A 12,632-nucleotide genomic window follows, 5' to 3' on the forward strand; every position below is an offset into this window, starting at 1 on the left:
CACGTCACGGGCCGTCCGGGCCGCGGAGGCAGCAGAGCACGTACGTGTCCTCGAACCGGGCGATGTCGCCGACGAGTTCGGCGCCGTGAGGGCGCAGGCTGGCAACGGCGTCCTCGATGTCGTCGACGACGAACATGACGCGATGCGTACCCGACTGGTCGGCGACGAGGTCCTCGACCTGCGCCCTGCCCTCCAGCTCCACACCGAGTTCCACAAGAACGCGATGGCGGCATCCGGGTCCTCGACGGCGATGCCGATGTTGTCCCGTCTCCCCGGCGTCCTTTGTGCGGCCGGCGCGGGATCCGCGGCCGACGTGAGTCCAGCAGCCGGTCGGAACAGTGCCCAACCACCGTGCACAGCAACGGCCCTTCACAGAAGATCCGGGAAGAGCTCCAGCCCGAACCCGAGGTGGTGCACGCGGTTGCCCGGCCGGTGCGGCGGGCGGCCCCGCCGCGACCGGATCACGGCGTCGCCCGGCGCAAGGACACGGCGAAGGCGCAACTGGTGACGGTGAGGACGACGATCGGTGGCATGGGCAGGAACAGGACGGATATCGCCAGGCCCACCAGAGAAGCGACGAGGGGCGTCCATCCGAAGGCGGTGCGCCGTTCGACCAGTTCCGGGGCGTGCCGGACGGCGGTGAGGGCGAGGAGCCCGCACGCGATGACGAAGAGGGCCATGACGAGGCTCATGCCCTGGACGATGTCGAGGGTGCTGCGTTCCAGGCCGAGCAGGGTCATCCTCGACTCCCGCATGGCTGCCGAGGAGGCTTCCTGCTGAGGGGTGGGGTCGCCCAGCGCCGTCGCGGCCGCAAGGGCGAGGTGACCCGTGCCCAGCAGGAGGAAGCCGCCGGCCCCGACTCTGAAGGGTCGCAGTGGCTTGGGTCGGGGCTTGCGCTCGAGGACGGGTGTGACGATCGCGCTCACCGTGGCTCCTTGAAGTCGAACGAGGCCGCCCTCTACATCGGTAGAGGATGGCTGCTGCCCGCACTCTACACATGTAGAGGCGCATGGGGAGGGGTCGCTGCAGCGCGCACACCGGATGCAGAACCGCGCACTGCTGATTCCGGCGGGTGCTCGCCATCGCCGACGCGGTCCGCCGCGCCGCTCAGAAACGCCTCACCGGCCGGGAGGAGGAGCTCGGCGAGACGCCAGAAGGTGGCGCCGGGCTGGTCGGCCGACCAGCTGCGCGGCCACCTTGGAAGTCGATCATCTGGCGGCTGCCCGCCGGCAACCGTGGCGGGCTGCCCGCCGGACCCGATGGCAGGCGTGTCGGCCATGAGTGCGGCGAGCATCCGCGCGTGGAGGTGTTCGGCCCTTCCGATGCCGAGCTCGTCGTACTCGATCGCCGCCGTGCCCGCCTTGACGCGGCCGGTCAGCCGGGGGACGGCCCGGAGGTGGGGTCGGCCTCCTTCAGGCGGTAGGGGGAGCGCAGGGCCGCGTACTCGCGCAGCTGCCGCAGTTCGCCGTCGTCGGGGTGGCGGCCGACGCTGCCCGAGAGGCCGACGGGTCGACGAGGAGGGGTGCGAAGGCCTCCTCGGCGGAGCCCGGCGCGTCACGCAGCTCGGTCCGCAGGGCGTGCAGGAAGCGGGTGGGTCTCCAGCGCCCGGCGCAGCCGGAGCAGGTCCGGATCCCACTCCCGGTCGTCGTCGAAGCCCCGGTAGTGAAGCTCGTAGCAGGTGGAGGGCGAGCTGCAGGTCCTCGCCCCAGGGGTCGGCCTTCAGGAGCGCGGCAGGATCCGCGGGGGCCGTCCGGTGCGCAGGGACCGACCGCGGCGGCGGGGACGCCGCCCCGACCTCGGCGAGCGCCCGCGCGTGCGGAGTCGGTCGTGGCGGGAGCGGTCGCGTTCACCGGCGGTCTGGGCGGTCTCCTTCCACAGGGGCGCGCTCCTCCGGGCCCCGCTGTTCTCGCCGCCGGTGGCTGGTGTCGCACCACGGGTAGGTGCGGCTGCGGCGGCAGGTGCACAGCGCGACCGCGAAGCGGTCGGAGCGGACCACCGTGCCGTCGTCGAGCACGACCTCCACCGGGCCTTCCACCAGCACGGGGCCGCCCCGTTCCAGGAAGACGCGCCGGGCCTCAGCGTCCGGGTCGTTCGGCACGGACGATCACCAGCCCTTCCCGCTCCTCGCCGACGCCCACGAGTCCCTGCTCCTCCAGCCAGGCCCTACGGGAGCGCAGCACGGGCCCCCAGGGCACGACGCCCCGCATCGTGATCTCCGCGGACAGCCCCGTCCGGCGCAGGTGGTCCACCGTCGTCCGGGATCCGCACAGCACGGAGTGCACCATGAGCAGTACACCGCCCGGGCGCAGCAGCGCCGAGGCCCGCGCGCAGATCCTGTCGATGACCTCGCGTCCGGCCTCGCCGCCCTCCCAGGCGCGCCCGGGGCCGCGCTCGGGCAGGCGGGCCCGGGGCGAGGGAACGTACGGGGGGTTCGCCAGGACGATGTCGAAGCGCCGGCCCCGGCTCACGGCGGCGAAGTCCCCGTGGAGGACGCGTACGGGCAGCCCGAGCCGGGTGCCGTTCAGGCGGGCGGCCGCGACCGCCCTCCGGGACACGTCGACCGCCGTGACACGGGCTCCTCTGGACGCGGCGAGGAGCGCGAGGGCGCCCGATCCGGTGCCGATGTCCATGACGTCCGTGCCGGGGCCGATGCCCTCGTGTACCAGGGCCTGCGCGAGCAGCCCGGTATCGGCCTGCGGGCGGTAGACCCCGGGCGGGACGCAGAGGCCGGTGGGCGGGGCCGGTACTGCTGCGATGAGTGCGGACGCCATGGAAGATCTCCCGGGTCGGCCGTGCGATACCGGTGCAGGCGGGCACGGTGTGGCTGGTGTGTTCGTTGTGGCGGCTACCCGCAGACGGTGGTGCTACCCATGGTGGCCGGGCGGCACCCGGCCATCTCCATGGTCAGGCCGACGGGAGCGTCGCCATGGCCCCAGGGGAGAGGAGCAGGCGGCGCTCCCGGGCCGTGAGGCCGCCCCAGACGCCATGGGGCTCATGCGTGGCGAGGGCATGATGCAGACAGGCTTCGACCACGGGGCATGTTCCGCACAGCGACTTCGCCTGCCGGTCGCTTTCCTTCCGTCCCCTGCGTCCCTCCTCCTCCGCCGGGCCGAAGAACGGCTCGGACCCCACCTCACGGCAGACCGCCTCGGCTTGCCAGGCCCAGTTCTGCAGCAGGGGGGCCGGGAGGCGGGAGGAATTCGGCATCGCTGGCTCCTTGACGTCGGTGTTCTGCGGCACGTCTGTTCGCATTCGCGCGGTTGAAACCCACCCGGTTGCCCGCGACGCGGCGGGCGGTTGCGGAGCCTGGGCGACGGCGAGTTCGCCCGGGTGCGGCCGGCGGGCCCGTCCACCGTGCATTCCGGCGCTACGGCCGGCTACGGGAACCAGGGGCGGCCGGCTTCCTCGCGACCCGGGCCCGGGAATGGAAGGCGGGGGCGGGGACAGAAGCGGGGGTGTGCTGACGATACTTGCCCTGCTGCTGGTCCTCGGCGCAGCCGCGGTCGCCGCGGTTGCCGCCGCCCTCACCGTGTCGTCCTGGTGGTGGGCCGCTGCCGCGCCCCTGCTGCTGCTCCTGCTCACGGCACTCCACGACGTCCTGCAGCGCCGCCACTCCATTCTGCGCAATTATCCGGTCCTCGGGCACCTGCGCTTCGCGCTGGAGGCAGTGCGCCCCGAGATCCAGCAGTACTTCATCGAACGGAACTTCGACGGCCGCCCGTTCGACCGCGATACCCGGAGCCTCGTCTACGAGCGGGCCAAGGGGACCGACGCCGAGGAACCGTTCGGCAGCGAACGCGACCTCTACGAGGCCGGCAGTGAGTACCTCGCCCCCTCGATGGCGCCGCGCCCCCTGTCCACCGGAACTCCCCGCGTCCGCGTGGGCGGCCCCGACTGCACCCAGCCGTACGACATGGCCCTGCTCAACATCTCCGCGATGAGCTTCGGCTCCCTGTCGGCCAACGCGATCCTGGCGCTCAACACCGGTGCGCGGCTGGGGGGCTTCGCCCACGACACCGGCGAGGGCGGCCTGTCGGACCACCACCTGCGGCCCGGCGGGGACCTCGTCTGGGAGATCGGCACCGGCTACTTCGGGTGCCGTACCGACGACGGCGGCTTCGACGAGCGGCAGTTCGCCCGGAAGGCCGCGCACCCGCACGTCAAGGCGGTCTCGCTGAAGATCAGCCAGGGTGCCAAGCCCGGTGTGGGCGGCGTCCTGCCCGGGGCCAAGGTGAACGCGGAAATCGCCCGGGTACGAGGGGTGCCGCAGGGCCGCACCGTCGTCTCCCCGCCCTACCACCGGGTGTACTCCACGCCGCGCGAGCTGGTGCGCTTCCTGGCCCGGATACGGGAGTTGGCCGACGGCAAGCCCGTCGGATTCAAACTGTGCGTCGGCTCGCGCCGCGAGTTCCTCGCCGTGTGCCGGGCCGCCCTGGAGGAGGGCACGGCCCCGGACTTCATCGTCGTCGACGGAGCCGAAGGCGGTACGGGGGCGGCCCCCCTGGAGTTCGTCGACATCGTCGGACTGCCGCTCGGCGAGGGGCTGATGACCGTCCACAACGCGCTCGTGGGCACCGGCCTGCGCGACCGCATCCGTGTCGGGGCCGCCGGCAAGGTCGCCACCGGCGGCGACCTCGTGAAGCGACTGCTCCAGGGGGCCGACTACACCAATGCCGCCCGCGCCATGATGTTCGCGGTCGGCTGCATACAGGCCCAGCGCTGCCACACCAACACCTGCCCGGTGGGCGTCGCCACCCAGAGCGAGCGGCGGGCCCGCGCCCTCGATGTCGGCGACAAGGCGCAGCGCGTCCGCCGGTACCAGGAAGCCACCGTCAAGAGCGCCCGCGAAATCATGGCCGCGATGGGTGTCGACGACCCCCAGGGCCTGCGCCCGCACATGCTGCTGCAGCGCGTCGACCCGCACACCGTCCGCTCCTACGCCGAACTCCACGAGTGGCTCTCGCCAGGACAGCTCCTGGCATCTCCGCCCGAATCGTGGGCAGCCGACTGGTCGGCGGCCGATCCCGACCGCTTCACCCACTGAACCCGCACCGGAGGTCCACATGGCACGCACCGTCGCCCGGGTCATCATCGACGCACTCCAGGAACTGGGCGTCGGGCACGTCTTCGGCGTCGTCGGGGACGCGCTGAACCCGCTGACCGAGGCCATCCGCACCACCGACGGCCTGGAGTGGGTCGGATGCCGGCACGAGGAGGCCGCGGCCTTCGCGGCGGGCGCCCGGGCTCAGCTCTCCGGCACCCTCGGGGTGTGCATGGGCACGGTCGGACCGGGCTCCGTGCACCTGCTCAACGGTCTGTACGACGCAGCCAAGAGCCGTGCACCCGTCCTCGCGATCTGCGGCCAGGTTCCCCTCGCCGAGATCGGCAGCGACTACTTCCAGGAGGTCGACAACGACCTGCTCTTCCGCGACGTGGCCGTTCACCGGGCCACCGTCACCTCCCCGGACCAGATGCCGCGCGCGCTCGAAACCGCCGTCCGGGCCGCCGTCACCCGCGGCGGGGTCGCCGTACTGACCGTTCCCGGCGACATCGGCGACCAGGAACTGCCCGAGGACCGGCCCGTACGCTTCGCGCTCGACCGTGCCGTCACCCGTCCCGACGACCCCTCCCTCGCCCGCGCCGCCGACCTGCTCAACGCCGCCTCCCGGGTGACCCTGCTGGTCGGCCAGGGAGCGCGCGGCGCCCGTGCCGATGTCCTGCGGGCCGCCGAAGCACTGGCCTCCCCCATGGTCCTGACGCTGAAGGCCAAGGAGGGCTTCGAGGGCGACAACCCCTTCCAGGTCGGGCAGACGGGCCTCATCGGCAACCCCGCGGCCGCCCACGCCTTCGACAGCGCCGACGCCCTGCTGATGCTGGGCACGGACTTCCCCTACCGCGACTGGTACCCGGAAGGCGCCAAGGTCGTCCAGGTGGACACCCGCGAGGAGCACCTGGGACGCCGCACGCCCGTGGACGTGGGTCTGGCCGGCGACGTCGGCGCCACACTGCAAGCGCTTCTCCCGCTCCTCAAGACAGGCCGGGACCGCACGCATCTGGACGACGCCGTCGACCGGTTCGCCGACTGGCAGGAGGGACAGCAGCGGCTGGCCGACCCGGCCCGGGAACACCGGCCGGTCGGGAAGCTGCGGGCAGCCCTGGACAACCGCGACCACGACATCCGACCCGAGGCGCTGGCCGCCGCCCTGGACGCCCACGCCGCCGACGACGCCGTCTTCACCTCCGACACCGGAATGGCCACCGTCTGGCTCTCCCGCTTCGTCACCATGCACGCGGACCGGCGCCTGCTCGGCTCCTACAACCTCGGCTCGATGGCCAACGCCATGCCCCAGGCCCTCGGCGCCCAGCTCTGGGCACCCGACCGCCAGGTCGTCGCCTTCTGCGGGGACGGCGGACTGAGCATGCTGCTCGGCGACCTGATGACCATCAAGACCTACCGGCTCCCCGTGAAGCTCGTGGTCTTCGACAACCGCCGCCTCGGCATGGTCAAACTGGAACAGGAACAGGTGGGGCTGCCCGAATTCGGCACCGAACTCGACAATCCCGACTTCGCGGCCGTCGCCACCGCCCTGGGCATCACCGGCATCCGCCTCACCGACCCCGCAGAACTCGACGAGACCGTACGCCGTGCCCTGGCGACCCCCGGGCCGGTCCTCCTGGACGTCCTGACCAACCCCGAAGAAGTCGCCGTCCCCGCCAAGCCCACCCTGGCCCAGGGCTGGGGCTTCGCCGTGGCCAAGGCCAAGGAGATCCTTCCTGGGCGGTAGCGGGCAGCAGCCCGGCCGGTTCGGCCCACCGCCTCCAGCAGGCATGCCCGGACATTCGGTTTATCCCGGTCAAGAGGGGCAGGTGCAGCGGAGGGCCGCCCCGGCCCGCTGGTGCAGGGCCGTGCGTAAGTGACCACCGCCCAGGGCGCACGGCCCTACGACACGGACCACTCGCTGACGGCGGGGGAGCGGGGGCACCCGACCCCCGTGTGCTGCTCCTGCCGACCGGGGCCTACCGGCACGGCAGCCCCTCGGCGGCCGGAACGGCGCCGACCGGCTGCTCGCGGCCGCGGCCGCCGCCGTCGACAGCTCCGCATCCGGCGCGGCCACCGCTTCCCGACCGCGGCCTGATCGGGTTTCCCCCACGGGTGCGCGGGCAGACGCCGCTGACAGCCGGAGCACCTTCGAAAGGCGGGAATCACCATGACGGACCTGTCTTCCCTCCACCACTCCGTCCAGCTCTCCGCCGGGGCGGCCGGCACGGGACTCCTGGCCGTGGGCATCGTGGTCGCCCTGCTCCTCATCGCGGCCGTCTGGTGGGGCATCCGGCGCCGCGCCGCAGAGCCGCCCCCGGGCGCACCTTCCCGGCCCACGGCCCGGCGGCCCCACCACGTCGAGGAACACCGCGAGCCCGACCCCCAGTCTTTCCCCGGTGGCGGCGAAAGACTGTCACCGCACGAGATGAAGGGTGACGGGAACCTCGGCTCCCGGCGTGAGGGCGGCGACCACCCCGAAGGGACGAACCGGTGATGACGAGCGCCGGCCGGAAGGAGACGACGGGCCGGCACATGGAGCAGGCCATTTTGAAGCTGCTGGAGCACCGCGGCCCCACCGCGACGATCTGCCCCTCCGACGCCGCGCGAGCGGTGTACGCGGGGGACGGCGACGGCTGGCGCGACCTCATGGAACCGGCCCGCCGCGCCGCCCGCCGGCTGGTCACGGCCGGCGAGGTCGAGATCACCCAGGGCGGCCGCACGGTCGACCCGGCCGCAGCGCGGGGTCCCATCCGCATACGGCGCGCCCGACGGGCGACGACTCCCGCCGACGGCGCGTCGGCGTAGGCGGGCCCGATGCGTCACCACGATCTCGTCGTCATCGGTGCCGGATCCGGTAACGCGGTCGTCGACGACTCGTTCGCGGACCTGGACGTGGCCATCGTCGAGGAGCGCTGGTTCGGCGGGACCTGCCTGAACGCCGGATGCATCCCGAGCAAGATGCTGGCCCACACCGCCCAAGTGGCCCGCACGGTCAGGGATGCCGGAACCTACGACGTGGACGCCGGGCCGGGCGGGGTGCGCTGGCGAGCCGTGCGCGACCGGGTCTTCCGGCGGCTGGACGCCGAACGGGAGAAGGGCCGCAGGGGCCGCGAGGGCCAGGACTTCATCACCGTGTACGAGGGCCGGGCCCGGTTCACGGGCCCCAGGACCCTCCGGATCGAGCGGTCCGACGGCGGCGCCCGCGACATAGGAGCCGCCCAGGTCGTCGTCGCCGCGGGAGGCCGCCCGCTGATCCCCCCGCCCGTAGCGGACTCGGGGCTGCCGTACGAAACCTCCGACACCGTCATGCGCCTCGACGACCCGCCCCGGCGCCTGGCGATCCTCGGCGGCGGCTACATCGCCGCGGAGCTGGCCGAGGTGTTCGCCGCTGCGGGCAGCTCCGTCACCGTCGTGGAGAAGGAGCGGCGCCTGCTCGGCCCGCAGGACGAGACGGTCTCCGAGCGGTTCACCGAGCTGGTCCGCTCCCGCTACGACCTCAGGCTCGGCCGGGAACTCATGCGGGTCGACGGCCGCCCGGGCGCGCTGCGGCTGACCCTCGACGACGGCTCGACGGCCGAGGCGGACCTGCTGCTCGTCGCGGTGGGCCGGGTTCCCAACAGCGACCGGCTGGATCTCGAAGCGGCCGGCGTCGCCACCCACGACGACGGCCGGGTGATCGTCGACCGCTGTCAGCGCACGAGCGCGGAAGGGGTCTTCGCCCTGGGGGACATCTGCTCGCCGGTGCCCCTCAAGCACGTCGCCAACCGTGAGGCGGAGGTCGTCGCACACAACCTCCGCCACCCGGACGAGCTGGTCACCTGCGACCACGAGCGGGTGCCGGCGGCGGTCTTCACCCAGCCGCAGATCGCCTCGGTGGGTCTCACCGAACAGGAGTGCCGCGACCGGGGACCGGACTACGCGGTGGGCACGGCCGCGTACGCCGACACCGCCTACGGCTGGGCCATGGAGGACACCACCGGCTTCTGCAAGGTGCTCGCCGAGCCGGACTCAGGCCGTCTCCTGGGCGCCCACCTCATGGGTGCCCAGGCCCCCGCTCTCATCCAGCCCCTCGTGCTGGCCGTGGCCCTCGGCATCGACGCCGCCACCCTCGCCGGTGCCCCGTACTGGATCCATCCCGCACTGACCGAGGTCGTGGAGAACGCACTCCTCGACCTGGACCTCGCCCCCCGCCGGTGAGCGTTTCGAGGGCTCCCCAGCGGTAAGGCGCACCATATGGTGCACATCGGATACACAATGATGACCGAGCAAGCCGGACCCAGGGAACTGGTCGGCCACGTGGTGGGGGCGGAACGGGCGGGATTCGACTTCTCCGTGATCTCCGACCACTCCTTCCCCTGGCTGGAGGCCCAAGGGCACGCCCCGTACGCGTGGAGCGTCCTGGGAGCCGCCGCGCAGGCCACCTCGCGGATCCCCCTCATGACCTACGTGACCTGCCCGACCTTCCGCTACCACCCCGCGGTGATCGCCCAGAAGGCCGCCACGATGCAGCTCCTGTCCGAGGGACGCTTCCGGCTGGGCCTCGGATCGGGCGAGAACCTCAACGAGCACATCGTCGGCGCGGGCTGGCCCGCCGCCCACGTCCGCCTCGACATGCTCGAAGAAGCCGTGGAGATCATCCGCTCGCTGTTCGCCGGAGGGTACGTCAGCCATCACGGCACCCACTTCGACGTCGAGAACGCCCGACTGTGGGACCTCCCCGACGACCCGCCCCCGATCGGCATCGCCGTGTCCGGAGACCGGTCCTGCGAGATCGCCGGCACGTACGGCGACCTGCTGATCGCCACCGAGCCGAAGCAGGAGCTGCTGACCGCGTTCGACGCGCACGGCGGCACGGGCAAACCGCGCGTGGGCCAGCTCCCGGTCTCCTACGACCCCGACCCCGACGCCGCGGTGGACCGGGCCCACCGGCAGTTCCGCTGGGCGCTCGGCGGCTGGAAGGTCAACGCGGAACTCCCCGGCCCCGCCGGGTTCGCCCAGGCCTCGCAGTACACCAGGCCCGAGGACGTCGCCGACGCCATCCCCTGCGGCGACGACGTGGAGGCCTTCGTCGACGCCGTACGCCCGTACGCCGACGCCGGATTCGACGAGGTCGCCCTGGTCCAGATCGGCGGTGACCAGCAGGAATCCTTCCTGGCCTGGTCCGAGGCCAAGCTGCTGCCGGCCCTGGCGGAGCTGTGACGGCCAAAGGGCCGAGCGCCGAGCAGACCAGGGCCGCCGGTGGGCTGTGTGGCCCAGCAAGACGGTCCGTTCGGTGCGTGCCGCTTGCGGGGTGGGGCAGGCGCACGGGAGCAGGGCACCGATGGAGTGCCCCACCCCGCATCAGGGAAGCGGCCGCGGCCGCACGCCGTGACCGCACAAGGTGCGGGCCCCACACACCAGGAGGTCGGACATGTCGCAGGTCAAGGAATCCATCGAGGTCAACGTCCCCGTTCGTACCGCGTACGACCAGTGGACGCAGTTCGAGTCGTTCCCGCAGTTCATGGACGGCGTGGAGAGGATCGAGCAGCGCACGGACACGCTCACGCACTGGGTGACGAAGATTTCCGGCGTGGAGCGGGAGTTCGACGCGGAGATCACCGAGCAGATCCCCGACACCAAGGTCGCCTGGGTCACCGTCGGCGGAGAGACCGAGCAGTCGGGCCTGGTGACCTTCCAGCCCATCGACCCTTCCCATACCCAGGTCACGCTCATGATGGACTTCGACCCGGAGGGGATGGCGGAGAACATCGGCGACAAGCTCGGCTTCGTCGATCGGCAGGTCAAGGGCGACCTCAAGCGCTTCAAGCACTTCATCGAGGACCGGGGCGCCGCCTCCGGCGGCTGGCGCGGTCAGGTCTGACACCGCGCACCGACGACGGGGTTCGGGGTACCGGCGACCGCCGGTACCCCGAACCCCTCACGCGCACCGGTCGGTTTCGCTCGCCGGCTCGAACGGTCGGCCGTGCGGCGTCAGAACGCGTACACCGGGTTCTCGTTCAGGGTCGAGGCCATCACGCACGTGTTGGAGAAGGTGTGCTTCCAGGCGACGCGCCTGCCGTGCAGTACGCCGTCCGCGGTGACCGTGACCGGGTCGAAGTACATGGGGCAGGCCCGCGACGTGTCCGGTGCCGCCAGCAGGCGGTTGAGTTCGCCGTCGGTGGCGTTGAGGGCGTCGCACGCGGCCCGCGGGGCGGGGTGGGTGCCCTCGGCGGTGTAGGCGCAGCTGAGGGTGGCCGCGCGTACGACGGTGTCCGTGTCCGCGTCCGTGGGCGCGCCGGAACCCTGGACGACGGTGAAGACCATCGCGGACGGGCCGTGCCCACCGGCGGGTTGAGCTTCCGCGAGCCCCGTGGTGCCTGCAATGCAGAGGAGACTGAGGGCGGATACGGCGATGACGTGGCGGCGCATGACAAGTTTCCCCTTCGAATCAAGGCTGGTTACGGTTCGGCGCCTGTGATCTGACGCTCAACTGAAGACGAGCCTGGCAGGTCCGAAGGAGAGTCGCCAACGGGTGGTCGATTTACGGACAGATCCTTCGCATATCGGATCGCCGGCGGGTGTTCGCCCAGCTGGCGAGGCACGTTTCCGGGCGTTCGCCCGGCTCAGGAGGCGGGGTGCGCCGTCGTCCGTGACACGCCCCTGCCTGGTGGAGGCGGTACGCGGTTCGCCGAAGCGGCTCACAGGGTGACGGGATGAGTGCGGTCGTGCGGTTGGGGGAGCCGGTTCCACGAAGGGCGCGAACGGCCGCGATCGACCATCCGCTGAGGTCGCCCTGACGTCCGGAAGGGCCGGGGAACTACTCCTCCCCGGCCGGGAGCCCGAGGAGGTGGTCGACGAAGCCCTTGTAGGCGTCGGCCTTCCGGTAGTCCGACCTGAGCTGCTCCTCCTTGCGCTGCAACTCGGAGGCGAGCCCGGTCTTCATCAGGAAGTCGCGCAGGTGCTGTCCGCCGATCCGGCGGCCGAGGTCCTTGGTGGCGGAGGCCCGGCCGCTGAAAGCCCCCATCCTGTCTTCCTGCTGCATGTTCTGCAGAGCTGCCGCCGCAGCCTTGAACTCGGGCTGACCCGGGCCCCGTGTACCCCGCTGGTCGTAGTCCCGGCTGACGGCGGCGATGCTCTCGATGTCCGGCGGCTTGACCCCGGCGCCCGCGTACAGCGATTGCCGGAACGCCTTGCTCTGCTCCATGCCGATGCTCTCGTACATGATGGTCTTGCCGGCCGACAGCGCCTGGAGGTGCTCTGGTTGCCGGTCGTCATCACGATCGGCTCGCTCGCCTTGATCAGCGTCAGCATGTCGTCGTGCGGGACCCGGTCGGTCGTGATCCAGTGCATCGTCTTGCCGGCGCCGCCGGTGTCATGGACCGTGACCGTCGGGGTCTGTTTCCGGGCGGACACCTCCACCAGCCGAACCTTGGCCACCCCGAGCCCCGCGAGGTCGCGTTTCACCGTGGCGTCGAGCTCCGGCATCTGCGTGGGCGAGGACGGGACGACGTGCACGTCGTTGTCGTTGCCGTTCTCGACCTCGGCCACGGTGAGCGCGAACCACATCGCGCTCTTGTCGGAGTAGGCGAAGTACAGCCGGGAAGTGGCTGCG

Annotated in this window: 15 protein-coding genes and 1 pseudogene; 8 read left to right on the forward strand and 8 right to left on the reverse strand. The window is 71.9% G+C overall.

Annotated features, from left to right (window positions below; all coding sequences use genetic code 11):
* Positions 1–4 precede the first annotated feature (4 nt).
* From OHA91_RS35765 to OHA91_RS35790, 6 genes and pseudogenes are all read right to left on the reverse strand, one after another.
* Positions 5–258 (reverse strand): annotated as a pseudogene (locus OHA91_RS35765) (hypothetical protein).
* A gap of 203 nt (positions 259–461) precedes the next feature.
* Entirely contained in the window at positions 462–926 is a 465-nt protein-coding gene (locus OHA91_RS35770) for an LIC_13387 family protein (protein WP_328740751.1), read from the reverse strand.
* A gap of 65 nt (positions 927–991) precedes the next feature.
* Positions 992–1,636: an iron-containing redox enzyme family protein gene (locus tag OHA91_RS35775; RefSeq protein ID WP_328740752.1), complete on the reverse strand. Its 645-nt coding sequence runs from the start codon at positions 1,634–1,636 to the stop codon at positions 992–994.
* Between the two features lie 210 nt (positions 1,637–1,846).
* Positions 1,847–2,098 carry a CDGSH iron-sulfur domain-containing protein gene (locus OHA91_RS35780; protein WP_031149569.1) on the reverse strand — a complete coding sequence of 84 codons (252 nt, stop codon included), beginning with the start codon at positions 2,096–2,098 and terminating at the stop codon, positions 1,847–1,849.
* Complete coding sequence (locus OHA91_RS35785) at positions 2,076–2,771, reverse strand: HemK2/MTQ2 family protein methyltransferase (protein ID WP_328740753.1); 696 nt, start codon at positions 2,769–2,771, stop codon at positions 2,076–2,078. The genes OHA91_RS35780 and OHA91_RS35785 overlap by 23 nt, the downstream gene beginning before the upstream one ends.
* A 133-nt stretch (positions 2,772–2,904) precedes the next feature.
* The gene (locus tag OHA91_RS35790; RefSeq protein ID WP_328740754.1) at positions 2,905–3,360 is read right to left on the reverse strand and encodes a WhiB family transcriptional regulator; all 456 of its coding nucleotides are present in this window, start codon (positions 3,358–3,360) and stop codon (positions 2,905–2,907) included.
* A 106-nt stretch (positions 3,361–3,466) separates the two neighbouring features.
* Here OHA91_RS35790 and OHA91_RS35795 point away from each other — a divergent pair, with 106 nt between their 5' ends.
* From OHA91_RS35795 to OHA91_RS35825, 7 genes are all read left to right on the forward strand, one after another.
* Positions 3,467–5,044 carry an FMN-binding glutamate synthase family protein gene (locus tag OHA91_RS35795; RefSeq protein ID WP_408059251.1) on the forward strand — a complete coding sequence of 526 codons (1,578 nt, stop codon included), beginning with the start codon at positions 3,467–3,469 and terminating at the stop codon, positions 5,042–5,044.
* Positions 5,045–5,063: 19 nt separating this feature from the next.
* Positions 5,064–6,785 carry a thiamine pyrophosphate-dependent enzyme gene (locus tag OHA91_RS35800; protein ID WP_031149577.1) on the forward strand — a complete coding sequence of 574 codons (1,722 nt, stop codon included), beginning with the start codon at positions 5,064–5,066 and terminating at the stop codon, positions 6,783–6,785.
* A 423-nt stretch (positions 6,786–7,208) separates the two neighbouring features.
* Positions 7,209–7,535, forward strand: a complete 327-nt coding sequence (locus OHA91_RS35805) for a DUF6479 family protein (protein WP_328740755.1) — start codon at positions 7,209–7,211, stop codon at positions 7,533–7,535.
* Positions 7,535–7,846: a DUF3253 domain-containing protein gene (locus OHA91_RS35810; protein WP_328740756.1), complete on the forward strand. Its 312-nt coding sequence runs from the start codon at positions 7,535–7,537 to the stop codon at positions 7,844–7,846. Before OHA91_RS35805 ends, OHA91_RS35810 begins: the two co-directional genes overlap by 1 nt.
* Before the next feature lie 9 nt (positions 7,847–7,855).
* Positions 7,856–9,238: a mycothione reductase gene (locus OHA91_RS35815; RefSeq protein WP_328740757.1), complete on the forward strand. Its 1,383-nt coding sequence runs from the start codon at positions 7,856–7,858 to the stop codon at positions 9,236–9,238.
* A 36-nt stretch (positions 9,239–9,274) separates the two neighbouring features.
* Entirely contained in the window at positions 9,275–10,240 is a 966-nt protein-coding gene (locus OHA91_RS35820; protein ID WP_031149585.1) for an LLM class F420-dependent oxidoreductase, read from the forward strand.
* 211 nt (positions 10,241–10,451) lie between these two features.
* Positions 10,452–10,901 carry an SRPBCC family protein gene (locus OHA91_RS35825; RefSeq protein WP_031149587.1) on the forward strand — a complete coding sequence of 150 codons (450 nt, stop codon included), beginning with the start codon at positions 10,452–10,454 and terminating at the stop codon, positions 10,899–10,901.
* 110 nt (positions 10,902–11,011) lie between these two features.
* On the opposite strand, the gene OHA91_RS35830 is transcribed toward OHA91_RS35825, so the two are convergent.
* Both OHA91_RS35830 and OHA91_RS35835 read right to left on the reverse strand, forming a co-directional pair.
* Complete coding sequence (locus tag OHA91_RS35830; RefSeq protein ID WP_266505215.1) at positions 11,012–11,449, reverse strand: subtilase-type protease inhibitor; 438 nt, start codon at positions 11,447–11,449, stop codon at positions 11,012–11,014.
* Positions 11,450–11,837: 388 nt separating this feature from the next.
* Entirely contained in the window at positions 11,838–12,242 is a 405-nt protein-coding gene (locus OHA91_RS35835; protein WP_328740759.1) for a hypothetical protein, read from the reverse strand.
* A 39-nt stretch (positions 12,243–12,281) separates the two neighbouring features.
* Between OHA91_RS35835 and OHA91_RS35840 the strand changes: the two genes are divergently transcribed.
* Complete coding sequence (locus OHA91_RS35840) at positions 12,282–12,605, forward strand: hypothetical protein (protein WP_328740760.1); 324 nt, start codon at positions 12,282–12,284, stop codon at positions 12,603–12,605.
* The last annotated feature ends 27 nt before the right edge of the window (positions 12,606–12,632 follow it).

This window comes from Streptomyces erythrochromogenes, from assembly GCF_036170895.1.
In the GTDB taxonomy this organism is placed as follows: Bacteria; Actinomycetota; Actinomycetes; order Streptomycetales; family Streptomycetaceae; genus Streptomyces; species Streptomyces erythrochromogenes.

Bases quoted from the DNA above. Each gene is read 5' to 3' on its own strand.
- OHA91_RS35785 (WP_328740753.1), bottom strand. From the start codon at position 2,771: ATGGCGTCCGCACTCATCGCAGCAGTACCGGCCCCGCCCACCGGCCTC.
- OHA91_RS35790 (WP_328740754.1), bottom strand. From the start codon at position 3,360: ATGCACGGTGGACGGGCCCGCCGGCCGCACCCGGGCGAACTCGCCGTC.
- OHA91_RS35800 (WP_031149577.1), top strand. From the start codon at position 5,064: ATGGCACGCACCGTCGCCCGGGTCATCATCGACGCACTCCAGGAACTG.
- OHA91_RS35805 (WP_328740755.1), top strand. From the start codon at position 7,209: ATGACGGACCTGTCTTCCCTCCACCACTCCGTCCAGCTCTCCGCCGGG.
- OHA91_RS35810 (WP_328740756.1), top strand. From the start codon at position 7,535: ATGACGAGCGCCGGCCGGAAGGAGACGACGGGCCGGCACATGGAGCAG.
- OHA91_RS35815 (WP_328740757.1), top strand. From the start codon at position 7,856: ATGCGTCACCACGATCTCGTCGTCATCGGTGCCGGATCCGGTAACGCG.
- OHA91_RS35820 (WP_031149585.1), top strand. From the start codon at position 9,275: ATGGTGCACATCGGATACACAATGATGACCGAGCAAGCCGGACCCAGG.
- OHA91_RS35825 (WP_031149587.1), top strand. From the start codon at position 10,452: ATGTCGCAGGTCAAGGAATCCATCGAGGTCAACGTCCCCGTTCGTACC.
- OHA91_RS35830 (WP_266505215.1), bottom strand. From the start codon at position 11,449: ATGCGCCGCCACGTCATCGCCGTATCCGCCCTCAGTCTCCTCTGCATT.
- OHA91_RS35835 (WP_328740759.1), bottom strand. From the start codon at position 12,242: ATGTACGAGAGCATCGGCATGGAGCAGAGCAAGGCGTTCCGGCAATCG.